This is a genomic window from Aeromonas sp. FDAARGOS 1419 (genome assembly GCF_019047045.1).
Taxonomy (GTDB): domain Bacteria; phylum Pseudomonadota; class Gammaproteobacteria; order Enterobacterales; family Aeromonadaceae; genus Aeromonas; species Aeromonas veronii.
Genome location: NZ_CP077209.1, coordinates 3,390,465 through 3,415,520, shown reverse-complemented (window position 1 = coordinate 3,415,520; position 25,056 = coordinate 3,390,465). Strand labels below are relative to the sequence as shown.

21 protein-coding genes are annotated in these 25,056 nt (G+C 58.9%); 10 read left to right on the top strand and 11 right to left on the bottom strand.

Annotation, left to right across the window (positions count from 1 at the left end; genetic code table 11):
• Positions 1-10: 10 nt before the first annotated feature.
• Entirely contained in the window at positions 11-1,300 is a 1,290-nt protein-coding gene (rhlB, locus tag I6L49_RS15495; protein ID WP_005339414.1) for an ATP-dependent RNA helicase RhlB, read from the bottom strand.
• Between the two features lie 113 nt (positions 1,301-1,413).
• Between rhlB and trxA the strand changes: the two genes are divergently transcribed.
• The 6 genes from trxA to I6L49_RS15465 all read left to right on the top strand — a co-directional run bounded on the left by trxA (position 1,414) and on the right by I6L49_RS15465 (position 7,892).
• On the top strand, positions 1,414-1,740 hold the full coding sequence (trxA, locus tag I6L49_RS15490; RefSeq protein WP_005339416.1) for a thioredoxin TrxA: 327 nt from the start codon (positions 1,414-1,416) through the stop codon (positions 1,738-1,740).
• Between the two features lie 204 nt (positions 1,741-1,944).
• Positions 1,945-3,210 (top strand): transcription termination factor Rho, encoded by a 1,266-nt coding sequence (gene rho, locus I6L49_RS15485; RefSeq protein WP_005339417.1) that lies wholly within the window; start codon positions 1,945-1,947, stop codon positions 3,208-3,210.
• A 108-nt stretch (positions 3,211-3,318) separates the two neighbouring features.
• Entirely contained in the window at positions 3,319-4,311 is a 993-nt protein-coding gene (locus tag I6L49_RS15480; protein ID WP_216949869.1) for a hypothetical protein, read from the top strand.
• A 33-nt stretch (positions 4,312-4,344) separates the two neighbouring features.
• A complete protein-coding gene (gene ubiD / locus I6L49_RS15475) occupies positions 4,345-5,814 on the top strand; it encodes a 4-hydroxy-3-polyprenylbenzoate decarboxylase (protein ID WP_005339421.1) in 1,470 nt (489 codons plus the stop codon).
• A gap of 146 nt (positions 5,815-5,960) precedes the next feature.
• A complete protein-coding gene (gene fre, locus I6L49_RS15470) occupies positions 5,961-6,659 on the top strand; it encodes an NAD(P)H-flavin reductase (RefSeq protein ID WP_005339423.1) in 699 nt (232 codons plus the stop codon).
• A gap of 219 nt (positions 6,660-6,878) precedes the next feature.
• A complete protein-coding gene (locus I6L49_RS15465; protein WP_083243836.1) occupies positions 6,879-7,892 on the top strand; it encodes a sensor domain-containing diguanylate cyclase in 1,014 nt (337 codons plus the stop codon).
• 54 nt (positions 7,893-7,946) lie between these two features.
• On the opposite strand, the gene I6L49_RS15460 is transcribed toward I6L49_RS15465, so the two are convergent.
• Positions 7,947-8,204: an accessory factor UbiK family protein gene (locus I6L49_RS15460; protein ID WP_005339429.1), complete on the bottom strand. Its 258-nt coding sequence runs from the start codon at positions 8,202-8,204 to the stop codon at positions 7,947-7,949.
• A 300-nt stretch (positions 8,205-8,504) separates the two neighbouring features.
• Between I6L49_RS15460 and I6L49_RS15455 the strand changes: the two genes are divergently transcribed.
• A complete protein-coding gene (locus tag I6L49_RS15455; protein ID WP_216949868.1) occupies positions 8,505-10,937 on the top strand; it encodes a VolA/Pla-1 family phospholipase in 2,433 nt (810 codons plus the stop codon).
• Between the two features lie 66 nt (positions 10,938-11,003).
• On the opposite strand, the gene glpG is transcribed toward I6L49_RS15455, so the two are convergent.
• The 7 genes from glpG to I6L49_RS15420 form a co-directional block, all read right to left on the bottom strand.
• Complete coding sequence (gene glpG / locus I6L49_RS15450; protein ID WP_021229252.1) at positions 11,004-11,837, bottom strand: rhomboid family intramembrane serine protease GlpG; 834 nt, start codon at positions 11,835-11,837, stop codon at positions 11,004-11,006.
• Positions 11,834-12,157 carry a thiosulfate sulfurtransferase GlpE gene (gene glpE, locus I6L49_RS15445; RefSeq protein WP_201948262.1) on the bottom strand — a complete coding sequence of 108 codons (324 nt, stop codon included), beginning with the start codon at positions 12,155-12,157 and terminating at the stop codon, positions 11,834-11,836. Before glpE ends, glpG begins: the two co-directional genes overlap by 4 nt.
• Positions 12,158-12,279: 122 nt before the next feature.
• A complete protein-coding gene (locus tag I6L49_RS15440; RefSeq protein ID WP_005339433.1) occupies positions 12,280-12,981 on the bottom strand; it encodes an ABC transporter ATP-binding protein in 702 nt (233 codons plus the stop codon).
• 10 nt (positions 12,982-12,991) lie between these two features.
• Positions 12,992-13,765 carry a high-affinity branched-chain amino acid ABC transporter ATP-binding protein LivG gene (livG, locus tag I6L49_RS15435; protein WP_005339435.1) on the bottom strand — a complete coding sequence of 258 codons (774 nt, stop codon included), beginning with the start codon at positions 13,763-13,765 and terminating at the stop codon, positions 12,992-12,994.
• Entirely contained in the window at positions 13,762-15,030 is a 1,269-nt protein-coding gene (locus tag I6L49_RS15430; protein WP_043825923.1) for a high-affinity branched-chain amino acid ABC transporter permease LivM, read from the bottom strand. Before I6L49_RS15430 ends, livG begins: the two co-directional genes overlap by 4 nt.
• Entirely contained in the window at positions 15,030-15,956 is a 927-nt protein-coding gene (gene livH / locus I6L49_RS15425) for a high-affinity branched-chain amino acid ABC transporter permease LivH (protein WP_005339439.1), read from the bottom strand. The genes I6L49_RS15430 and livH overlap by 1 nt, the downstream gene beginning before the upstream one ends.
• Positions 15,957-16,022: 66 nt before the next feature.
• A complete protein-coding gene (locus tag I6L49_RS15420) occupies positions 16,023-17,144 on the bottom strand; it encodes a branched-chain amino acid ABC transporter substrate-binding protein (RefSeq protein ID WP_005339442.1) in 1,122 nt (373 codons plus the stop codon).
• Positions 17,145-17,578: 434 nt separating this feature from the next.
• On the opposite strand from I6L49_RS15420, the gene I6L49_RS15415 reads away from it, so the two are divergent.
• The gene (locus tag I6L49_RS15415; protein WP_005357328.1) at positions 17,579-18,583 is read left to right on the top strand and encodes a substrate-binding domain-containing protein; all 1,005 of its coding nucleotides are present in this window, start codon (positions 17,579-17,581) and stop codon (positions 18,581-18,583) included.
• 64 nt (positions 18,584-18,647) lie between these two features.
• On the opposite strand, the gene I6L49_RS15410 is transcribed toward I6L49_RS15415, so the two are convergent.
• Positions 18,648-19,973 (bottom strand): 6-phospho-alpha-glucosidase, encoded by a 1,326-nt coding sequence (locus tag I6L49_RS15410; RefSeq protein ID WP_216949867.1) that lies wholly within the window; start codon positions 19,971-19,973, stop codon positions 18,648-18,650.
• Entirely contained in the window at positions 19,970-21,559 is a 1,590-nt protein-coding gene (locus I6L49_RS15405; RefSeq protein WP_216951669.1) for an alpha-glucoside-specific PTS transporter subunit IIBC, read from the bottom strand. Before I6L49_RS15405 ends, I6L49_RS15410 begins: the two co-directional genes overlap by 4 nt.
• Before the next feature lie 282 nt (positions 21,560-21,841).
• On the opposite strand from I6L49_RS15405, the gene I6L49_RS15400 reads away from it, so the two are divergent.
• Together I6L49_RS15400 and I6L49_RS15395 are read left to right on the top strand one after the other, a co-directional pair.
• Positions 21,842-22,546, top strand: a complete 705-nt coding sequence (locus I6L49_RS15400; RefSeq protein ID WP_127008327.1) for a GntR family transcriptional regulator — start codon at positions 21,842-21,844, stop codon at positions 22,544-22,546.
• 219 nt (positions 22,547-22,765) lie between these two features.
• On the top strand, positions 22,766-25,030 hold the full coding sequence (locus I6L49_RS15395) for a methyl-accepting chemotaxis protein (protein ID WP_216949866.1): 2,265 nt from the start codon (positions 22,766-22,768) through the stop codon (positions 25,028-25,030).
• Positions 25,031-25,056: the final 26 nt, after the last annotated feature.

Genomic DNA, 25,056 nt, shown 5'->3' with positions numbered 1-25,056 from the left:
GGGCCTGTCCTTAGCTCTTGCGCGGCGGACGACGACGGTTGTTGCTGTTGCCACCGCCCTGACGATCCCGCATGTTGCGGTTCACCGGCTGACGGTTGCGGAACACCCGTTTCGGCGGGGTCACGTCATCCAGCAGCGCTTCACGGTCGTACTTGCTGACCGGAATGGCGTGGTGGATGTACTCCTCGATGGCCGGCAGGTTGAAGGCATAGTCTTCACAGGCCAGGCTGATGGAGTGACCGCTCTTGCCGGCACGACCGGTACGACCGATACGGTGTACATAGTCTTCGGCGTCGTCGGGCAGGTCATAGTTGAAGACGTGGGTCACGTCAGGGATGTGCAGACCACGGGCGGCCACGTCGGTGGCGACCAGAATATCGAGCGCACCCTTGGTGAAATCCTCGAGGATCTTCATCCGCTTTTTCTGCGGCACGTCACCGGTCAGCAGACCGACGCGGTGGCCGTCGTTTTCCAGCCAGGCATGGACGTCTTCACAGACATGCTTGGTGTTGGCGAAGACGATCGCTTTTTCCGGCCACTCCTCTTCCATCAGGGAGAGCAGCAGCAACATCTTGTCTTCGTTGGAGGGGTAGAACAGCTCTTCCTTGATCCGCACGCCGGTCATCTGCTCAGGCTCTACCTGCACATGTTCCGGATGGTTCATGTGTTCGTAGGCCAGCTCTTGCACGCGCAGGGAGAGGGTGGCTGAGAACAGCATGCTCAGACGCTCGGTCGCGGGCGGCATGCGGCGGAACAGGAAGCGGATGTCCTTGATGAAGCCCAGATCGAACATGCGATCCGCTTCGTCCAGAACCACGACCTGAATGTTGCTCAGATCGATCACCTTGGACTTGAAGTAGTCGATGATGCGGCCGGTGGTGCCGATCAGGATGTCGACACCTTGCTCCAGCACGGCCAGCTGCTTATCGTAACCTTCGCCACCGTAGGCGAGGCCGAGTTTCAGGCCGGTAGAGGCGGCGATGCTGTCGGCATCGTTATAGATCTGTACTGCCAGTTCCCGGGTGGGTGCCATGATGATGGCTCTGGGTTGATTAACCAGACGGGGCTTGGTCAGCGGGTGAGTCAGCAAATAGTTGAATGTCGCAGCCAGGAAGGCAATGGTCTTGCCGGTTCCTGTCTGGGCCTGACCGGCGAGGTCATGACCTTCTACCAGCAGTGGCAGAGACAGTGCCTGGATGGGCGTGCAATAGTGAAATCCCTTTGATTCCAGACCAGCCAGAACTTCGGGTTCGAGGCCCATTTGGGCGAATTTGTCGGTCGTTAAGTGTGTTTTGCTCATGGCGGTAGGTTATCAGGTTAGGCTTGCAATAATAAACAGGATCATTTCAAATAGGGCAACTATTGCCTTTGTTGATATGTCAATAAAGCCTTAATTACTGACTGGAGTTGGAGATGAGTGACAAGATTGTTCAGCTGAGCGATGCCAGCTTCGAGGCAGATGTAATCAAAGCCGATGGCGCCGTTCTGGTCGACTTCTGGGCCGAGTGGTGTGGTCCGTGCAAGATGATTGCCCCGATCCTGGAAGAAGTTGCCCAAGAGTACGAAGGTCGCGTGACCGTAGCCAAACTGAACATCGACCATAACTCTGATACTCCGCCCAAGTACGGCATTCGTGGTATCCCGACCCTCTTGCTGTTCAAGAATGGCGAAGTGGCAGCGACCAAGGTCGGTGCACTGTCCAAGACTCAGCTGAAAGAGTTCCTGGACGGCAACCTGTAATAATTAAAGAGGAGCGCATTGCAATAATGCGCTCCTTCTGTTTTATCACCTAGACGCTCATCCCGATTGGTGCTAGTTTATCGCTCGTTTGCTAACCTTTTTGCCTGACTCTTTGCTAACCACAGCCTGGCAATCAAATCCGATCAGCATCAATCCAGCAGACTGTCTCCTCATTTCAATCCTTGCTTACAGACTTTCACCACTATGAATCTGACTGAATTAAAGAACACTCCTGTGTCCGAGCTGGTCAAGCTTGGCGAATCCATGGGGTTGGAAAATCTGGCTCGGGCGCACAAGAAAGATATTATTTTTGCAATCCTCAAGGCGCACGCCAAGGGTGGTGAAGATATCTTTGGCGACGGTGTGCTGGAAATCCTGACCGATGGTTTCGGCTTCCTGCGCAGTGCAGACGGCTCCTATCTGGCAGGCCCTGACGATATCTACGTCTCCCCGAGCCAGATCCGCCGCTTCAACCTGCGTACCGGCGATACCATCTCCGGCAAGATCCGGCCACCGAAAGAGGGCGAACGCTACTTCGCACTGCTCAAGGTCAATGAGGTCAACTACGACCGTCCGGAAAACTCCCGCAACAAGATCCTGTTTGAAAACCTTACCCCCCTGCATGCCAACGAACGTCTGCGTATGGAACGGGGTAATGGCTCTACTGAAGATATCACCGCCCGTGTACTGGATCTGGCTTCCCCCATCGGTAAAGGCCAGCGTGGCCTGATCGTGGCGCCGCCCAAGGCCGGTAAGACCATGCTGCTGCAGAACATCGCCCAGAGCATCGCCTACAACCACCCGGACTGTGAACTGATCGTTCTGCTGATCGACGAGCGTCCGGAAGAAGTGACCGAGATGCAGCGCATGGTAAAAGGTGAAGTGATCGCTTCCACCTTTGACGAACCTGCTTCCCGTCACGTTCAGGTTGCCGAAATGGTGATCGAGAAGGCCAAGCGTCTGGTCGAGCATAAGAAAGATGTGGTGATCCTGCTGGACTCCATCACCCGTCTGGCCCGTGCCTACAACACCGTTATCCCGTCATCCGGCAAGGTACTGACCGGTGGTGTGGATGCCAACGCCCTGCACCGTCCCAAGCGCTTCTTTGGCGCCGCGCGTAATGTTGAAGAGGGCGGCAGCCTGACCATCATCGCCACCGCGCTGATCGATACCGGCTCCAAGATGGACGAGGTTATCTACGAAGAGTTCAAGGGTACCGGCAACATGGAACTGCACCTCTCGCGCAAGATTGCCGAGAAACGTGTCTATCCGGCCATTGACATCACCCGCTCAGGTACTCGTAAAGAAGAGCTGCTCACCTCAGGTGACGAGCTGCAGAAGATGTGGATCCTGCGCAAGATTGTCCACCCGATGGGCGAGATCGACGGTATCGAGTTCCTCATCGACAAGCTGGCGATGACCAAGACCAACGATGAGTTCTTCGACGCCATGCGGCGCCAGCAGAAGTAAGTCCGGTCAGAAAATGACAAAACCGCGGCCAAGGTCGCGGTTTTTGTTTATCTGTTTTCCGGTCGCCCTAGTAGTATGAGATCCCGATGTCACATGGATGGAGACGTCATGAAGCCTGTTTTCTGGTTATTGCTGGGGTTGCTGAGTGCAATGCCAGCCTGCGCGCAGAGTGCTCCGATCGCGGTGACAGCCGAGACGTTGCAGACTCACCAGCGCTATCTGGCGGGCCGTCTGAACGAGGGGCAATTCGCAGCCATCGACTCCCTGCTGGCGACCCTGAGTCGCGAGCGGCGGGAGTTTCTGCTGTTGCAGCTGCTGCGGGATATTCCCGCTACCACTCCTGCATCCCCTGCGTTGCAACAGTGGGTCGAGGCTCAGGCCGACAAGGCACCCGAGTGGCTCATGGAGCAGCAGGTCGACGGTTTTCTGGTGCAGCAACCTGTCTATGATTTTGCCGCGCAGGCCCGTCAGCTGCTGGGGGAGTGGCAGCTGCAATCACTGATGCAGCGCTATCGGCAGCAGCTTGCCCAGGGCAGCTTCCAGCTAAAGTCCATCTACTACAGCAGTAACCCCGATCTCGCCACGCAGCAGCAAGCCCTGTTGCTGGCCCTCGACACCTTGCCGCAACCGATCTGGATGCGGGAGGCGCAAGTGCTGGCCAGCCAGAATATCTATCTGCCCGACAATCATCTGTTGTTCCATCTGTTGCAGCGCACCGGGGAACCGGCGCTCTATAGCATGCTGTGGCGGCGGCCGGCAGATCAGGATGCGCTGCGTGCACTCTCTACCATCAACCGCTTCCATCACGGCAGTGCTGCCAGCGATCTGCTGATTGCCGCCAGTGGCAACGAGGGGTTGAAGGGGGCCGCCCTGCGCCAGCTGAGCGCGCTCTCGCCCTTGCCGCCGCAAGCCCAGAAATACCTGCTGGCGGAACTCTCCAACCGTCAATACGGGGCGCTGGTGGCCGGTCTGTTGATGGAGGTGGACGAGCCCCAGGTGCTCTCTGCGCTGGCCAGACGCCTTGGCCAGCGTGACATGCCACCCATTGCACCGAGTCTGCTGCCCGATTCGGGTACACCCGATGGGCAGCCAGGGTTATAATGCGTGACCTCCTGAACCCGGTTGGGAACTTGCATGAAATACAAGGATTTGCGTGATTTCATCGCGCAGCTGGAACAAAACGGACAACTCAAGCGCATCACCCGCGAGATAGATCCCTATCTGGAGATGACCGAGATCAGCGATCGCACCCTGCGTGCGGGTGGCCCGGCTCTGCTGTTCGAAAATCCCAAAGGCTACACCATGCCGGTGCTGACCAACCTGTTCGGTACACCTGATCGGGTTGCCATGGGCATGGGGCAGCCCGATGTGGGAGCCCTGCGTCAGGTCGGGGTCTGGCTCTCCTATCTCAAGGAGCCCGAGCCGCCCAAGGGATTCAAGGAGCTGATGGAGAAGCTGCCGATCTTCAAGCAGGTGCTCAACATGCCGACCAAGCGCCTCTCTTCCGCCCCCTGCCAGCAGGTGGTGCAGGAGGGGGATGCGGTCGATCTCGACCAGATCCCGATCCAGCACTGCTGGCCCGGCGATGTGGCGCCGCTGGTCACTTGGGGCCTCACCATCACCCGTGGCCCCTACAAGAAACGCCAGAACCTCGGCATCTATCGCCAGCAGAAGATCGCCAAAAACAAGCTGATCATGCGCTGGCTGGATCATCGCGGCGGAGCCATCGATTTTCGCGAGTGGCAGGAGGCCCACCCGGGCGAGCGATTCCCGGTGGTGGTGGCACTCGGTGCCGATCCGGCGACCATTCTCGGCGCGGTGACGCCGGTGCCGGATACTCTCTCCGAATATGCCTTTGCTGGTCTGCTGCGCGGCAGCCGTACCGAGGTGATCAAGGCCATCAGCTGCGATCTGGAGGTGCCCGCCAGCGCCGAGATTGTGCTGGAAGGCTATCTTGAGCCGGGTGAGATGGCGCCGGAAGGGCCTTATGGCGACCACACCGGTTACTACAACGAGGTGGACGAGTTCCCGGTCTTTACCATCACCCACATCACCAAGCGGCGCGATGCCATCTATCACAGTACCTACACCGGCCGTCCGCCCGATGAACCGGCGGTGCTGGGTCTGGCGCTGAACGAGGTGTTTGTGCCACTGCTGCAGAAGCAGTTCCCCGAGATTGTGGACTTCTATCTGCCGCCGGAGGGGTGCTCCTACCGGATGGCTGTGGTGACCATCAAGAAACGCTACCCGGGCCACGCCAAGCGGGTGATGCTGGGGGTCTGGTCCTTCCTGCGCCAGTTTATGTACACCAAGTTCGTGGTGGTGTGTGACGATGACGTCAACGCCCGCGACTGGAAGGATGTGATCTGGGCCATCACCACCCGGATGGACCCGGCACGGGACACCACCTTGATCGAGCACACCCCGATCGACTATCTGGACTTCGCCTCGCCGGTCTCCGGCCTCGGCTCCAAGATGGGGCTGGATGCCACCAACAAGTGGCCGGGCGAGACCAATCGGGAGTGGGGTCAGCCCATAGTTCAGGATGAGGCGGTGAAGCAGAAGGTCGATGCCATCTGGGATGAGCTCAATATCCTCGGATGAGGTAAACATGACAGCTTTGCTGCAAAAAGTGATGCGATCCGCACTGATTTGAGTATTCTCGACTGACGGGGCCAGGGCTGCTGGTCGTCACTCCATAGTGAAACAATGAGCGAAGCGGGCCGAGCGAGCCCGCCACAAGGACAAGAATGCAACGTATCAAATGCCGCGTAGAGGAACTGCGCGAATATGTCGACACCATCTGGCATGTGGCCCTGACGCCGCAGCAAGCGATTAGCTTCAAGCCGGGCCAGTATCTGCTGGTGGTGATGAGCGATTCGGACAAGCGCCCCTTCTCCATCGCCAACTCGCCGACCCGCCCGGGCGTGCTGGAGCTGCAGATCGGCGCCACTCCCGAGAACGCCTACGCCGGTCAGGTGCTGGCCCGCATGCGCGAGCAGGGGGAGATCGAGGTCGAATTGCCGGCTGGCAAGGCGTTCCTGCGCGATGAATCTCCCCGTCCGCTGATCCTGATGGCGGGCGGCACCGGCTTCTCTTACGCCCGCTCCATTCTGGAGTACCTGATCGACACGGGCAGCAAGCGTCCGGTGTTCTTCTACTGGGGTGTGCGTCAGGCTCACTGGCTCTATGAGCTGGAGCAGATGCAGCAGTGGGAGCGTGACTATGCGCCGCTCACCTTTATCCCGGTGGTGCAGGAGCCGGAGGCTGACTGGACTGGCAAGAGCGGGCTGGTGCACAAGGCGATCATGGATGATTTCGTCAGTCTCCACGACTACGACATCTATGTCGCCGGCCGTTTCGAGATGGCGGGTGCCGCGCGGGAGGAGTTCAAGATCCTTGGCGCCGAGCCGGAGCGCATCTTTGGTGACGCCTACGAATTTATCTGACGGGATCCCCGTCTGGATGACGCAGCCCCCGGTTTTGCCGGGGGCTTTTGTTTTTAGGGCTCCCGCAGTACCTGATCGTACCGAATGGTTGGATTATCGCGGAGTTATCCCATTATTTTTCAATATTTTGGCTATGAATGGCTACTAATCGAACGTAGCTGATGGCATCTTTGTGGGGGATTGACAAGAGCATCCATAGAGCAAGCACAAGGAGGCGCAGTGTTGAGTGAAGAGGGCAGGGCATCTGCGGAGGATGACAGGGGAGAGACTGGCTCTGTCGAGCGGGTCGCAACGCTGATCCCGTCCCCTCATGGTGGTGAAATGGCCCGTTTGCAGGCAGAAATCGCCGCTTTGCAGCATGAAAACGGCCTGTTGCAGGAGAAGCTCAATGCCGCCCTCGATGGCACCGGCATCTGTCTCTGGCAGGGCACCATTCCCACCGGCGAGCTGCGGGTCTTCAATCTGCAGAACTTTCAGGCCGGTGACATGGCCCCTCATTTCGATCAGTGGAGCGCCAAGCTCCATCCCGACGATCGCGCCCACGCCATGGGCAGCTACTTTGCCCACCTTGAGGGGAAAACCCCCTTCTATGAAGCCGAATACCGCACCATCAACCCGCAAGGCGAGGTTACCTGGCTGTGGGATAGGGGACGGGTCGTCGATCGGGATGGCGATGGCAAGCCGCTGCGGATCATGGGCTCCCATATCGATATCACCCAGCGCAAGGCTTATGAGCAGCGACTGGCGGAGCGCGCCAACAGCGACGCGCTGACCGGCTTGCTCAACCGGCAGGGGTTTGGCAAGGCGTTTGCCCAGCTACAGCCGCAAGGGGCGGGGGCGCTGCTCTTTATCGATCTGGATGATTTCAAAGGGATCAACGACCAGCTGGGCCACGCCTGCGGCGATCTGGTGTTGCAGCAGATGGCGGATTGGCTGCGCCTTATTATGCCTGGCTCGGCGCTATGTGGCCGTTACGGCGGCGACGAGTTTGTGGTGCATTTGCATCGGGATGTGTCGAGCCATGGCCTGGCACAACTGGCCGACGCCCTGATCAGCCGGATGCACGGCTATGTGCCCAAACCCGGTTGCCCGCAACGGGTGGGGCTGAGTATCGGTATCGCCCTTTGGGGGGAGGAGCCATTGAGCTTCCGACAGGCATTGGAGGTGGCCGACCGTGCCATGTATGAGGCCAAGGCACGCGGCAAGCGGGCCTGGTATCTGCTTCAGGTGTGATGGTTTTTACAGGTTCAATACAAAGCAAAAACCCCAGCCGAGCTGGGGTTTTTGTTATTCGCCTTTGGCGCCGAGCTGCTGCTCGAGCTGAGCCAGCTTGCTTTCGAGGGCGGCCAGTTTTTCACGGGTACGCAGCAGCACCTTGGTCTGCACGTCGAACTCTTCGCGGCTGACCAGATCCAGCTTGCCCAGCTGGGCTTGCAGTACCTGACGCATCTTCTTCTCGGCCTCTTCACCCATGCTGCGAATGCCGGGCGGCAGGGAGTTGTGCACCTGCTTGGCGATCTCTTCCAGTTTCTTCGGGTCGATCATGATGTCCTCCTTAAGCGTTGGCGGACATTCTACCGACAATTCCCTCACTTTGCCGAGATCGCGGCGGCTTTTTAGTCGTGATGGTGCCCGCTGGCTGGTCGGGTCTGGTGATGGGGCTACAACTGCTACCCTTGCGCCCCTTTGTTAACCTGAAACCATGACATGCACCACAAAGCTGAGCCAGAACTGTCCGGCATGAGTCTTATTTGGTGTTGGTTTTATGTTAACGTTTTGCAGTCGAGGTCGTGATGACCCCGTTGGCTTGTGATGGATAACAACCTTATAAAAAGAGAATAAAAAATGAAGAAGAAGCTAATTTATGCAGCTGTTGTCAGCGCCCTGCTGGCCGGATGTGGTGGAGATGACAACAAGGGAGACACCACCAGCTCCCTCGACTACGTCCTGAGTGGCGCCAACGGGGGGCGCCCGAGCGTGCTGGCCCCCCGTGCCAGCGACGGTACCCTGAAGTTTTCGACAGAAACTGCTGATCTGTCGAACCCGGTATCTGCCCTCTCCACCCTGGATGGCTGGTCAACCACTCAACCCGTCCAGCTGGTACCGGCGACCGTGACCGGCGTCTCTGTGCCGGCACCGGCGGCCAGCGAGTATGCCTCTACCGTTGCGCCCCTCTACCTGCTCGAGCTCACGCTGGATCCGGTCACTCTGCAACCCAACGGAGTCAAGGGCGGCAAGCCACTGGTTTATGGGACCGACTTTGTGGTCACCGGTGGGGACGGCAAGCTCAATCTGGTTCCGCTCAAGCCACTCAATCCCTCTTCTTACTACATGATAGTGGCGACCGATGCCCTCAAGGACAGTCGTGGCACACCGCTCAAGGCGGGCGGCGATTACAGCAGCTTCAAATCGACAGCTGGCGCAACCACGCAGGAGCAGACCATCAATGGCCTGATCTCGCTGCAAGAAGGTCTTTTCAAGGCGGCCACCGGGATCACCAGCGATCGTGTGATCTTCTCCGACTGGTTTGCCACCCAATCTGGTGCCGATGTGCTGCTGGCGGTGAAGGGGGCGGCCGCCAAGGTAGTCGAAAATGGTCTGGATGCTGCGTTCGTCTGGAAACAGGATGCCAAGGGCAACACCAGCCTGCCGGCAACCTATACCATCAGCGGTCTTAATGGCGGGGTGGATTTTCTGACCCAGCTGGCGAATGAGCCATTCTTGCCGCAGGATCAGAAAGATGCACTGACTGCCGCCTTTGGTGTTGGTACGCCGCTTAACGGGGTTGCCCAGCTAACCAAGGTTTATACCGGTACCGTCAAACTCCCTTACTTCCTCTCTACTCCAGCGATAGCCGGCTCCTGGGACAAGGCCAAGACCCAATCCTGGCACGGCGCCATTCCCAGCCTCTATGCCATCGCCCACGCGCTGAAAGCGGGTGATACCGAGGTGATCGGTGGACTGGTCGGGGCGGGCGTGGACCCAGCATTGCTGGGTGAGCTGATCACCGACCCGAGCCGTCAGAGTGAACTGCTGACCGAGGCGAGCAAGCTGATCGGGGTGACCCTCACCTCCGGTGGCAAGCCGCTGGATGCCGAGCGCAATATCGGTCGTTTCAACCCGTTGCCGACTCTGACCGAAGTACAATCGGTACCGCTGCGGATCTTTGCCGCCGCACCGCTTAATACCATTACCGATGTGATCATCTATCAACACGGGGTTACCTCCATCAAGGAGAACGCCTATGCGCTGGCGCTGGGCCAAATCGGCGCCGGTGCCACAGCCAGCAAGAGCGTCGCTGTGGTAGTGATCGATCATCCTCTGCATGGTGAGCGTGGCTATGCCTTGAGCGGCAGCATGGATACCGTCACCACCTCCGAGAACCCGACTCCCTATCTGAATTTGGGTTATCTGACGGTGGCGCGGGACAACCTGAAACAGAGCGTGGCGGATCTGCTGGGGCTGCGACTGGCTGTCGGTCTGGCCAACACCCAGGGATTGGGTGGCCAATTGGGTGGTGCCGGTCTGAAAGTTCACTTCCTCGGTCACTCACTCGGTGCCATTACCGGGGCCAATCTGCTGGCTGTCGCCAACCAGACCACCGGCAGTGCTCAGGCTGATGCCCTGTTCAAGTTCGATACCGGTGGTCTGGCGATGCCGGGTGGCGGCATCGCGCCGTTGTTGCTCAACTCGCCGAGCTTCGGGCCGACCATCAAGATGAGCGTGCTAACCTCGGGCAGTCCGGCGCTGAAAGCGGGCTTTACCGCCTATGCACCGAATTGCAAAACGGCTGCCGCCACTTGCTTCGTCAACGAGTTCCTGCCCAGTCTGGATGCCGCCACGCAGGCGGGTGCGGCGAGCACCTTGCAGAGCTATACCTTTGCCGCCCAGTCAGTGCTGGACTCTGCGGACCCGATCAATCTGGGCAGTGGCATCGCCAAGAGCTTCCCGCTGTTCGCCACCGAAATTGTTGGCGATGGTGCGCTCAGCTTGCCAGATCAGGTGATCCCCAACAGCATCGCCTCTGCGCCGCTGGGTGGCACCGAACCGCTGTTCCGGGTGCTGGGTTTGCAAGAGCTGAAGGGTTCCGGCGTGCTCCCGGCGGGTCACCATGCTGCGCGCTTCCTGAAAGGGGGTCATAGCTCGCTGCTGGCTCCTGACGAGAACTTCGATCAGGCTGGCGCGGTCACCACCGAGATCCAGACCCAGTTCGCCAGCTTCTTTATGAGTGGCGGTGCGGCGGTCAAGGTAACCGATGACACCCTGATCAAGCAGTAACTGCCCATCGCGTAAAAAAACGCCGCCCTTCGGGGCGGCGTTCTCGTTTCTGCAACTGCTGAAAAATCAGGTCGGCTGGTGGTTGCGATCCAGCCAGCCTTGCAGCAGGCCGACCAGCAGACCGGTCAGGTGGGCGATGTTGGCGGTGCTGGTTCCGAGCATGTCGAAGAAGCCGAGCACCATCCAGAACAGCATAAAGCCCATCAGTGCCGGTGGCAGAGTCAGGCCACAGGCCGGTTGCAGCTTGCTGCGCAGCCAGCAGTAGCCGAGCAGGGCATAGACCACGCCGGAGAGGCCGCCAAACAGCGGGCCGCTGGCAAAGAACTCGGCGATATTGGGCAGGGCGGCGCCTACCAGCAGCAGGATCAGCAGCTTGCCGCTGCCGAGGCGCTGCTCGATCTGGCCGCCGAGATACCACCACCACAGCAAGTTGAACACCAGATGGAGCACCGAGAAGTGGATCAGGGCGGGGGTGAAATAGCGCCATGCCTGCCAGTCGGTGAACTGGGCCAGCGTCGGGTGGAATGCCAGTTGATCAAAAATGGGCAGGCCGATGGCCTCGATCCCGTAGATGGCGAGACAGGCGATGATGACCACCAGCGTCAGTGGCCCTGCCTGATGGAGGAAGTCGGTGATGGGATCCGTCATCCCCTTGCTGTAGTCGATGCGGGCATCGGCGCGGCCGGATTGCCAGGAGGCCTCCATGTAGCGCGGGTGGCCCGGCTCGGCCAGAAAGCGCTTCACCTCCAGCTGGGCCTGGGCAAGGCGTAGCTCGTCCGCCAGCCAGATGGTGACCCCCAGCTCGGACTGGGTCAGCTCGCAGGAGATGCCCAGGGTCGCCAGATAGTCCACCAGCGCCTGCGCCATGCGGGCGTTGTCGAGCACCAGCAGCTGGATCATGCCTCGCCTGCCTCGATGGGAAACTCCCGGCGCCACGCCTCGAAGCCGCCATCCAGACTGTAGACCTCGTCATAACCCTGTTGCAGCAGGTATTGGGCCGCCCCCTGACTGCTGTTGCCGTGATAGCACATCACGATGACCGGGGTATCGAAATCCACTTCATTCATAAAGCGCACCAGCGTGCCGTTGGTAAGGTGGAAGGCGCCGACCGCGTGGGCCGCTTCAAAGGATTGCGGGTCGCGAATATCCACCAGACGGGCTTCACCCGAGCTCAGTTTCTGGTAGGCATCATGGGCATTGATATGGGCAAACTGGTCCATCGGGATGTCCTGCGAATAGGTTGATTACGGGCCAGTGTACCGCAAGCTTGGGCGCAAACTAACCCCACAAAAGATAAGGGAGCCAGCGGCTCCCTTGTGGATATGGCATGCGGGTCAGTGGGTTAACCGCCCAGATAGGCCTGCCGCACCGCCGGGTTGGCCAGCAGGGCGGCTCCTGTGTCTTGCAGCACCACGTGGCCGTTCTCCAGCACATAGCCGCGGTCGGCCAGCTTGAGCGCCTGGTTGGCGTTTTGCTCCACCAGAAAGATGGTCATCCCCTTCTGCCGCAACTGTTCGATGGTGTCGAAGATCTGCTGGATGACGATGGGGGCCAGCCCCAGTGAGGGTTCATCCAGCAGCAGCAGGCGCGGTTTGCTCATCAGGGCGCGGCCGATGGCCAGCATCTGCTGCTCGCCGCCGGACATGGTGCCCGCCCGCTGTTCCAGTCGCTCGTGCAGGCGCGGGAACAGGGTAAACACCTGATCCAGCAGGCCATGCTGCTCGGCCTTGTCGACGAAGAAGGCGCCCATCAGCAGGTTCTCCTCCACCGTCAGGCGGGCGAAGATGCGACGCCCCTCCGGCACCACGGCGATATCCTTGCGCATGATGCGGGCGGTGGTGAGGGAGCTGATCTGTTCCCCCTCAAACCAGATGGAGCCGCTGCTGGGCTTGGGTTCACCGCAGAGGGTCATCAGCAGGGTGGTCTTGCCTGCGCCGTTGGCACCGATCAGGGTGACGATTTCCCCCTCTTTCACCTCGACGCTGACATCGTGCAGTGCCTGAATTTTGCCGTAGTGGGTCGATACGTTGCGAAGTTCTAACATCTTTTTGTCCTTACGACTCGCCCAGATAGGCCTTGATCACTGCCGGGTTGTTGCGGATCTCATCCGGCTTGCCGTGGGCCAGCGGGGTGCCCTGGCTGACCACGAAGATGCGGTTGGAGATGCCCATCACCAGCTTCATATCGTGTTCGATCAGCAGCACCGAGACCCCGAACTCGTCCCGCAGGCTCATGATCAGCTCATCCAGCTCGTCGGTCTCCTTCGGGTTGAGGCCGGCGGCCGGTTCGTCCAGCATCAGCAGCTCGGGACGGGTCGCCATGCAGCGGGCGATCTCGAGCCGGCGCTGCTGACCGTAGGCCAGGTTGCCGGCAGCGCGGTTGGCGAGATCTTTGAGCCCCACTTTATCCAGCCAGAAGGCGGCCCGCTCCAGCCCCTCCTGCTCGGCACGGCGAAAGGCCGGGGTCTTGAACAGACCGGCGATAAAGCTGGTGTTGAGGTGCTGGTGCTGGGCAACCAGCAGGTTCTCCACCGCTGTCATCTCCTTGAACAGCCGCACGTGCTGGAAGGTACGCACAATCCCCTTGCGGGCGATGAGGTGGCCGGGCAGCCCCTGGATCTCCTCACCCTTGTAGCGGATGGTGCCGCCGCTCGGGCAGTAGAAGCCGGTCAGGCAGTTGAAGATGGTGGTCTTGCCCGCGCCGTTGGGGCCGATGATGGAGATCACCTCGCCCTTGTCGATATCCAGTTTGACCCCGTTGACGGCCAGCAGGCCCCCGAAGCGCATCGACAAATCAGAGACTTCCATTAACTTCTGATGTGTACTCATTTCTTCAACTCCAGATGCGGACGGGTCATCGGCAGCAATCCTTGTGGCCGCCAGATCATCATGAACACCATCAAGAGGCCGAACATCAGCATGCGGTACTCGTTGAATTCGCGGGCCAGCTCCGGCAGCACCGTCATCACGATGGCAGCCAGCACCACCCCGATCTGCGAGCCCATACCGCCCAGCACCACAATCGCCAGCACTATGGCCGACTCGATAAAGACGAAGGATTCCGGGCTGATAAAGCCCTGCCGCGAGGCAAAGAAGCTGCCGGCAAAGCCCGCGAAGGTAGCGCCTATGGTGAAGGCGGTCAGCTTGATGATGGTAGGGTTGAGCCCCAGCGATTTGCAGGCGATTTCGTCCTCCCGCAGCGCTTCCCAGGCGCGGCCCAGTGGCATGCGCAGCAGGCGGTTGATGACGAACAGGGTCACCACCACCAGCACCAGCGCCATCAGGTAGAGGAAGATCACCTTGTGGTTGGCGTTGTAGGTAATGCCGAAGAAGTTGTGGAAGGTATCAAAGCCCCCATCCTTGACGGTGCGGTTGAACTCCAGACCCCCCAGCGTCGGCTTGGGTATGCCGGATATGCCGTTCGGGCCGCCGGTCAGGGTGGTCATGTTGTTGAGCAGGATGCGGATGATCTCGCCAAAACCCAGAGTGACGATGGCCAGATAGTCCCCCCGCAGCCGCAGCACCGGGAAACCGAGCAGGAAGCCGAAGGTAGCGGCCATCAGCCCGGCGATGGGCAGGCACTCCCAGAAGCTCAGTCCGAAGTAGGTGTTGAGCAGGGCATAGCTGTAGGCGCCGACCGCGTAGAAGCCGACATAGCCGAGATCGAGCAGACCGGCGAGGCCGACCACCACGTTCAGCCCCAGCCCCAGCATGATGTAAATCAGGGTGAGGGTGGCGAGATCGATGGCGCCGCGAGAGGCCATAAAGGGCCAGCTCACCGCAAACAGCAGCACCAGCACGGCGGTGAGGTTATAGAGCTTGGGCGCCTCTTCCGGGCTCGGCAGCACCAGCTTGGTGAAGCCGACCGAGAAGCCGCTGATGGAGGCCTGAAACAGCTTGGCAATCTGGCCGCGCAGCATCTGGAACCAGAAAACAATGGTGGCTCCCCCCAGCAGCCAGGCCAGCGACACATCGAGGCGGCTCACTACCTGCAGGCTGGAGCCATCGGTCTCCAGTTTGAAGCCGAGCAGCCAGAAGGAGAGCACCAGCAACACCAGGCTGGCGATACAGGCGTGGATAAATTGATGTTTCATCACACTTTCTCCACTTCCGGACGACCCAGGATGCCGGTCGGCATAAAGAGCAGCACAAAAATGAGCAGGGCAAACGCCATCACATCTTTGTACTCGGTGCTGAGATAACCGGCGGTGAGCGCTTCAACCACGCCGAGCAGCAGGCCGCCCAGTACGGCGCCCGGAATGCTGCCGATACCGCCCAGCACTGCGGCAGTGAAGGCCTTCAGACCGGCCATAAAGCCTAGGTAGGGGTTGATGACGCCGTAATACATGCCGAGCAGCACCCCGGCGACGGCGGCCAGCGCAGCCCCCAGTACGAAGGTGATGGAGATGACCACGTGGGTGTCGATGCCCAGCAGGTTGGCCATCTTGATATCTTCCGAACAGGCGCGGCAGGCGCGGCCCATGCGGGAGCGGCCGATGAACTGGGTCAGCGCCAGCATGGTGATGAAGGTCACCACGAAAATGATCAGCTGCATATAGGAGAGGCTGGCCTGAAAACCATCCTCCCCCCCCAGGGTCCAGCCACCGGAGATCAGGCTGGGCATGGCGATATCCCGTGAGCCCTGAGCCATCCGCATCATGTTCTGCAGGAAGATCGACATGCCGATGGCGGAGATAAGGGGGATCAGCCGGTTGCCACCGCGCAGTGGCCGGTAGGCGACCCGCTCGATGCTCCAGCCATAGGTGCCGGTGATGATGATACTGACCAGGAAGGCGCCCCCCAGCAGTAGAAAGGTGCTGTCGATGCCCATCATCATGAGCCCCGCCATCACCATAAAAGCGACATAGGAGCCGATCATGTACACCTCGCCGTGGGCGAAGTTGATCATGCCGATGATGCCATAGACCATGGTGTAGCCAATGGCGATCAACGCATAGGTGCTGCCTATGGTTAATCCGTTCAGCAGTTGCTGAACGAGATAAAGGAGGTGTTCGGACATACTGCGTTCCCTGTACTTGCCCGCAAAGAGAGGAGGGGGTGAGCGTACTCACCCCCGATCGGCAGATTATTTGACTTGGCTGGAAGTACCGTCAGCGTGCCACTGGAACACACCGAATTCGAAGCCTTTCAGGTCACCGTTCGGTGCCCAGGTCAGGGGGCCCATCACGGTATCGATCGGCGCAGCCTTGATGGCGGCGGCAACGGCAGCCGGGTCATCTTCACCCGCCTTGGCGATACCGGCTGCCAGGGTTTGCACCGCGGCATAGGTAGTCCAGACGAACGGGCCGGAGGAGTCCTGACCCTTGGCCTTGAACGCCGCCACCAGCGGGGCGTTGGCAGGCACCAGATCATACTTGTTCGGCAGGGTCACCAGCAGGCCTTCAGAAGCCGGGCCACCGATGGCGGAGATATCCTTGTTACCCACCCCTTCCGGGCCCATGAACTTGGCTTTCAGCCCCTTCTCGCCAGCCTGACGCAGGATCAGGCCCAGCTCAGGGTGATAGCCGCCGTAGTAGACGAAATCGACGTTCTCTTTCTGCAGCTTGGCGATCAGGGCGGAGAAGTCCTTGTCACCGGCGGTGATCCCTTCAAAGGCCACCACTTTCACGCCAGCCTTGTCGAGCGCCGCTTTGACGCTGGAAGCGATCCCTTCGCCATACTGCTTCTTGTCGTGGATAACGGCCACGCGCTGGGGTTTGACCTGCTCGATGATGTACTTGGCGGCAGTCGGGCCCTGATCGCTATCCAGGCCGATGGTGCGCAGGGTCAGCTGGTAACCGCGCTCGGTGATCTTGGGGTTGGTGGAGGCTGGGGTGACCATCAGGATCCCCTCGTCTTCATAGATGTCGGAGGCGGGCAGGGTGTTGTCGGAGCAGAGGTGACCGACCACGAACTTGACGCCGTCGTTCACCACCTTGTTGGCAACGGCCACCGCCTGTTTGGGATCGCAGGCATCGTCATAGACGACCGCTTCGATCTGCTTGCCATTAATGCCGCCAGCCTTGTTGATCTGCTCGACCGCCATCTTGCCGCCAGTGAACTGCATGTCCCCGTACTGGGCTACCGGACCGGTGACCGGGCCTGCGATACCGATCTTGATGGTGTCTGCCGCGTGGGCGATGGAGATCGATCCAAACAGAGCCAAAGAAACCGCTGCGCCAACTGTGATTTTGCTCAACTTATGCATTGATTCGTCCCTTAATCAGTGGATTGTTTCATTTCCGTGTGCCATTCCGGATCTACATCCCGTGCATCCGGCTATAGGTATGGTTCTATCATTCCTCACGGGGCAATAACAAGCTGTTAAAGATACTAACCAGAGGGGGTTGGATGGGTGTATTTTGAAATAAATGACCTGTTATTTTCGGCTAATCAGAGCTTAATTTTGATTTGTTGACTTAACATCTTGGTAACGATAGGCGATTCCGACAAACGCCAGAGGATTAATCTGGCGATATTTTACTCTGACAGCGCTCCCATTTTGACCAGAATCCATTTGCGCAAACAGAAATGAGCGCCTAAATTAGCCGGCATTGACAATTCCGTGGCAGAGCTCGTTAAAACCAAGCCTTTATTCGGGAAATCTGCTAATGTTCCGCCTTTGACAGTCAGGAGACAGAGATGGCCACTATCAAGGATGTCGCCTCGCGCGCAGGCGTATCCATCTCCACCGTCTCACATGTGCTCAACCACACTCGGCGGGTCAGCGAAGACGCGACCCAGAAAGTGATTGAGGCGGTGGCAGAACTCAACTACGCGCCCAACTCGGTAGCGCGCAGTCTTAAAATAAATTCGACCAAGACCATTGGTATGCTGGTGACCACCAGCGTAAACCCCTTCTTCGCAGAAGTGGTGCAAGGGGTTGAAGCGTACTGCTTCGAACAGGGCTACAGCCTGATCCTCTGCAACACCGAAAACCAGCCGCCTCGCCAACAGCATTACCTGAGAATGCTGATGGAAAAACGGGTGGATGGTCTGCTGGTATTGGGTACCGATATCGACACCCCGTTGCGCGACATGCTGCGCATCCACAAGAACGTGCCGCAGGTGGTACTGGATTGGGGCACGGAGTGCGATTTCGCCAACGTCATCAACGACAACGCCCGCATCGGCGCCCGCATGGCCGTACGCCATCTGCTGGAGCTGGGGCACCGCGACATCGTCTGCATCACTGGCCAGCTCTCCAAGCCGACCACCCAGCAGCGACTGGACGGGGTACGTGATGCGCTGGGCGAACAAGGTCTGACCCTCAAAGATGAACAGGTCTTTGAAGGGGATTACGAGAGCCAGAGCGGCTTCGATGCCATGCAGCGCATCCTGGCCCTGCAGCCTCGTCCGACCGCGGTCTTTGCCTTCGACGATCCCATGGCGATCGGCGCGATTTGTGCTGCTTGGGAAGCGGGAGTCAAGGTGCCGGACGATATCTCCATCATCGGCTACGACGATGTGGAGATGGCGCGCTTCTCCAGCCCGCCGCTGACCACCATCCGTCACCCGAAGGCCGAACTGGGCCAGCTGGCGGTGAAGCATCTGGTCAGCCGGATCCGCAACAAGGAGCTGGAAGTGGAATCGATGACGGTACAGCCCGAGCTGATCGTCCGTCGCTCGGTCAAACCGCTGCGTTAATCCGCACCCGTTGCCAACACGAAAAACCCCCTCTGTCACGAGGGGGTTTTTGTTTATGGGCGGGTTATTTCAGTTCCGGCCAGTAGGCTTTGTTGGCCTCAATCAAGTCATCGAGAATGGACTTGGCCACCGAGGCGCTAGGTACTGTTTTGGAGAGCGTGATGGCTTGCCACAGCTTCTGGTAAGAGTGCTCGACCCAGGCTTCGACCACCAGTTTCTCGACCGCGACCTGCTGGCCCATCATGCCCTGCTGGAACAGCGGAATGCTGCCCACCTGCAACGGCTCTGGCCCGCTGCTGCCGACCAGGCAGGGGATCTCGACCATGGCCTCCGGGTCAAAGTTGGGGATGGCGCCGCGATTGGGAACGATCAGCAGCATCCGCTCCTGTGTGTTGAAGGCGATGGCGGTTGCCAGGTCAACGATATAGGAGGCGTGTTCATCGATCTCCAGCTCGCCAGCTGCTGAGTTGCCTGCCTTGACGATCTCGGTGCAAGCGGTAAAGACCTGCTTCTCGCGGTGCTCCATTACTTCGTTGGCGCGAGTGTGTTCCGGGTTGGAGTGGGCCACCACATAGTCCGGGTAGAGGTAGTACTTCAGATAGGTGTTAGGCAGGGTATCCGGGTCGAGCGCCCACACATCCTTTGCCTTGGCGAAGGTATCGTTCCAGCTTGCTTCGGCATGGCTGGTGCTATTGGGCACATAGCCGTGGCGGGCGACGTGCTCCTTGATCTTAGGCATCAGGTCGTTGCCTTCCAGATCTTCGATGCGGGTCCACCAGCCAAAGTGGTTGAGGCCGTAATAGCGTACCCGCATCTCTTTGCGGGATTTGAGACCGGCAATCTGGGCCATGCGCCCCTCGATCCCGATCGGCATGTCGCAGATGTTGAGGATTTTGGCGTTGGGACGCAGGCGACGGGTCGCTTCGGCGACGATGGCGGCCGGGTTGGAGTAGTTGAGCATCCAGGCATTGGGTGAGTACTGCTCCATATAGTCGACCAGCTCCAGCACTCCGCCGATGGAGCGCATGCCATAGGCGATACCGCCCGGGCCGCAGGTCTCCTGACCGACCACGCCATGACGCAGCGGGATCTTCTCGTCCAGCTCACGCATCGGATATTTGCCAACCCGGATATGGGCCATGACGAAATCTACATCGCTAAACGCTGCTTTGGGGTCGGTGCCATAGCTGAAGGCGATCTCGGGAGCCTTCTCTTTCAGCAAGATTTTGCAGGCTTCGGCGATGATCTCCTGACGGGCACCATCGTTGTCGTAGAATTTGATCTCCTTGAGCGGGAAGCGATGTTGATTTTCCAGCAACATCAGAACGATACCAGGAGTAAAAGTGCTGCCACCACCGGCAATGACTACAGAGAATTTTTTCATGATCATGACTCCATTACTAAAGACGATTGTTGATGACTGTTGTTCATAATCGATTCCATATTTTCACGTACCTGAGGTACATGCAGACCGATAATTACCTGGATACTATCGCCATGGCGGACGACCCCATGGGCACCCAATTTAATAAACTCCTCATCTGCTGCTGCCAGTTTGCTGTTAACCAACGATATTCTTAAGCGGGTGGCGCAGTTATTCAGACTGCGTATATTTTTGACTCCACCAAGCGCTTCGATAATTTGTGTTGCACTATCACTGCCACGCTGGCTTTTGGCTGCCTGATAATCTGACTTGGAATAAAGCTTTATTTCACTGTCTTCCCGGCCCGGTGTTTTAAGATTGAGCCTGATAATCAGCGCGCGGAATATCAGGAACCAGATGCCGGTAAAGACCAATCCGATAGCGATCTGGGTGAACATCATTCCCGCATGATTGTGGAACATGGGTATCCAGTTCTGCGGCAGGAACTGGTCGAGCAGACCTCCACCCATGTTGCCGACCACACCAAACAGGTACATCACAGTCGACATGGTGGCTGCCAGCAGGGCGTGGATGGCAAACAGCAGCGGCGAGATGAAGAGGAAGGTGAACTCCAGCGGCTCGGTGATACCGACCAGAATGGCGGTCAGGGTGGCCGGGATCAGCAGGCCTGCCACCTTGGCCTTGTTCTCTTTGGCTGCCGTGGCATAGATGGCCAGAGCAATCCCCATGGCACCGAAAATCTTCGAGTTGCCGTGCAGGGCAAAGCCACCCTGAGGGAACTGTTCAATCAGCGGGCGAGTGCTCTGGCTGAACTCCAGCATGTGCTGTGCCCAATAGAGCTGAATGCCCCCCTCTACTGCCGCTGGACCGAAGATGAAGGGGCCGTAGATAAAGTGATGCAGGCCGGTCGGGATCAAAATCCGCTCTAGGAAGGTGTATACCCATACCCCGACCGGACCCGAGACCAGCATGAAATTCTGCAGGGAGGCGATGCCCATCTGGACTTTTGGCCAGCCGATCAGGGTCAGCCAGGCGCAGGGGATCATCACGAAGAAGGCGACAATGGTGACAAAAGAGCTGCCCTGAAAGATGCCGAGAAAGACCGGCAGTTGGCGATTAAACAGACGGTTGTGCAGTGCCGTCACGATACCGGAGATGACGATGGCCCCTATGATGCTGGTATCCAGGGTCTTGATCCCCGCCACCATGGCGAGGCCACTTTCACCCCCCACATCCTGACTGAAGTCGACCCCGAAATAACTGCCCCAGGTCATTCCCATGGCGTTGATAAAATAGTTCCAGGTCATGAAACTGACCAATACAGCCAGACAGGCTCTGGCTTGAGCCTTATTTGCCAGACCGATTGGCAGGCCAATGGCAAATATCAGCGGCATATTCCTGAATACTGTCCAGCCACCCTCTTCAATAATATGGATGATCTGGAAGAATAATCCTTGTGGGTTTGCCAGTGATTCACCGACAAACATCGGGTTTTTCAGCATAATTGCAATGCCTACTACCATACCTGCAAAAGGAAAAAGCAGTACAGGAGTGAACATTGCTCCGCCAAAACGTTGAATTTGACTGAGCATATATTGTCCCTTGGTTGAAATAGCTAATCGAATCCTTGCCGGTGTTGCCAGATGCAAATTAGCAACGATAAAAAGAGACCTCATGAAATATCTTGGAATAATGTGATCTGACGCATGCAGTTATTTAGACAAAGATGTCTAACTTTTGCGATATTGTTGTACCTCTTGGTTTTGTGATGTTCTTGCAGCTTTAGTTGAAAGTTAAGTTATTGTTTTTAAGCAATTTAGCCACTTCATTGAGAATAAGATGGTTGGCGTTGTGACCACAGGAGATGTCTAGCAGTGATCTATAAATCGGTGGCAGATCGACTCAGGATCAGGGTAAACGGTGCCGAGTGCCGGGTGGGAGATGTGTTGCCGGGCGAAAAAGCGCTGGCAGAACAGTATGGTGTCTCCCGCATGACCATTCGCAAAGCGGTAGACATGTTGATCGAGTGGGGATTGGTCGAGCGGCGCCACGGCAGCGGCACCTATGTGACGAAAAAGGATGTCCAGCATGAGACCAAAGGGCTGAGCGGGTTTACCGAACTGATGCGCGAGCAGGGGCGCACGTTGACCAGCCAGGTGTTGGAATTTCGCACCATGCCTGCGCCACCGGCCATCGCCAGTCAGCTGAGGGTGAAGGTGAATGAGCCCGTCTATTACTCCAGCCGGATCCGCTCGGTGGATGGTCGGGCTCTGCTGCTGGAAGAGAGCTATATGCCGGTCAGACTGTTTCGCAATCTGTCGGTCGCCCATCTGGAAGGGTCCAAATTCGACTACATCGAACGGGAGTGCGGCATCGCGATTGCGGGTAACTATGAGTGCTTCAGTGCCGTGCTGGCGGATCGGGTTACTGCCGATCTGCTCCATATCGAGCAGGGGGCACCTATCCTGCGGCTCACCTCGCTCTCATACAGCGAGAGCGGAGAGTTCCTCAACTACTCCATCATGTTCCGCAATGGTAACGACTACCATGTCGACTACCATCTGCACCGTTTTCGTTAATCCGCTCGCCAGCCTGCGGGTTGGTTATTGGCTGGATGCAGGGTCTCTCACGAAGTAGGGAATGGCCCTCTATCTGGTGGATATTCCCCCCGTTTGACCCACCTCGCATTTTGCCTGTTAATCGTTTGATCAATATCAACAAAGGATTAAGTTCTGATGGACTCCCGACTTAACCGTTCCATCCTGTAGGTTGGGTATGACTGTCAAGGATGGTGTCTTATGTTCCCCCCTCGCAAGCTGGGTCACCAGATCACGCTGCTGGCAATCGGCGGCATCGTATTGCTCGCCGTGGTGCTGCTTACCTTTAATCTGTTTGAAAATCGCCAGCGGGCGCTCGCGGCCGAGCAGGCTGCACTGCGGAGCCAGCTCCAGAACGTGGAAGCGGTGATCAAAAACACCAGCCATGAAACCGTGCTGGCGGCGACCCTGATCGCCCAGCGGCCGGATGCAGCCAGGGCGGTGGCCGACAAGGATTGGCAGGCCCTCGCCAATCTGTTTGATCCGCTCTGGCCCGCCCTCAAGGCGCAGGGGGTCGAGCAGTTCCAGTTCCACCTGCCGCCAGCCACTTCCCTCTATCGGGTACACAAGCCTGAAAAACACGGTGATGACCTCTCTGCCATTCGCCCCACTGTGGTTGAGGTGAATCGCGAGCATCATGCCGTTGGCGGACTGGAGATTGGCGTGGCTGGTACCGGTTTGCGCGGGGTCGTGCCGGTCACCTTCAACGGGCAGCCGGTCGGTTCGGTGGAGTTTGGTCGTGCTCTGGATGAAAAGCTGTTTGGCCAACTGCTGGACAAGCAGGTGCAGCTCGCCATCTATCTGTTTGAGCAGGGCAAACTGGTGACGCTGGTTGGCACATCCCGGCTTGGTGAGGCGATGGAGTGGTATCAGCCGGTACTGGCCGGTGAGGAACGCTTCGTCAATATGACGCAGCAGGGGAGTGATTTGCTGGTGATGGCGGCCCCCCTGCGCGATTACTCCGGCAAGGCGGTCGGTATCATCGAATTGACCCGGGATCACAGTCTGGTCGCGGCCGATCTGGCGCGTCAGGGCTGGCAGATGGCGATCATCTCTCTGGTAGGGGTTCTGGTGATTGCCATGGTGATGGCGTTTGCACTCAATCGCATCAATCGACCACTGCTCGACAGCGTCAAGGCGCTGGAGGCGCTGGCCAATGGCTCCGGCGATCTCGGCAGCAAGCTGCCGGTGGCGGGGCCGGAGGAGATCCGCCGCCTCGGGTCGGCGTTCAATGGCTTTGTTGCCAAGATCCGCGACACCATCAGCCAGCTCACCGCCACTCTGGGCGAACTGGCTGGCGAGAGTGAGCGGCTGTCGCGCAGTGCGGCAGGCAACCTTGGCAGCATGACGCGCCAGCAGGAGCAGACCACCCAGCTCGCCACCGCCATGACCGAGATGACCAGCACGGTACACGAGGTAGCCAACAACACGGCACAGGCGGCCGAAGCGGCCAACGAAGCGGACAACCAGGCGGTTACCGGTGATGAGGTGGTGCAGCAGAGCGTCAACATGATCGAACAGCTGGCGGAGGAGATCGCCAGCGCGGGCAACACGGTGAAAGAGGTCGCCAAGGCCAGCGAGCAGATTGGCTCTGTGCTGGCGGTGATCCAGTCCATCGCCGAGCAGACCAATCTGCTGGCCCTCAACGCTGCTATCGAGGCGGCCCGGGCCGGTGAACAGGGGCGCGGTTTTGCGGTGGTGGCCGACGAGGTGCGCTCGCTGGCCGGGCGCACCCAGCACTCCACCGCCGAGATCCGCGGCACCATCGAGCAGTTGCAACGGGCGGTGGGCACCACGGTGACCATGATCGAACACAGCGTTTCGCGGGCGGGGGAGTCGGTGGAGCGGGCCAATCAGGCGGGAGAAGCCCTCGGCCGGATCAAGGGGGCGGTTAACAGCATTCGCGACATGAACACCCAGATCGCCGCCGCTTCGGAGGAGCAATCCTCGGTGAGCGACGAGATCACCCGCAATATCGTCAGCGTCCACGAGATCTCCCAGGCCACCACGCTGGTGGCGCGGGATACCGCCCATATCGCCAGCCATGTGGCGACCCTGGTGGACAAGCTGGGGGATCTGGCCGGGCAGTTTCAGGATGGTTCCAACGTGCGGATGGTGCTGAGTCGCGCCCGCGCCGCTCATATGGGCTGGAAGACCCGGGTGCGCGCCTATCTGGATGGGCAGGAGGGGCTGTCGCGCAGCGAGGCGGTCAGTGACAAGGAGTGCCGCCTTGGCCACTGGTACTTCAGCGAAGGGCAGGCATGCTGTGGTGATCAACCCGCCTTCAGGGCGATCGCCGCCCCCCATGCCAGATTGCATCAGGTGATCCAGCAGATTATCGAGCTGAAAAACCAGCACAAGCATGAAGAGGCGGAGGCGCTCTACCGCGAGATCGAGCAGAACTCAGAGCAGGTAGTGGGCTGCATCGATCAGCTGCTGCGGGAGATGACCAAGCCGGAGCGTTAATGACGAGCGGATCGGATAGCAAAAGG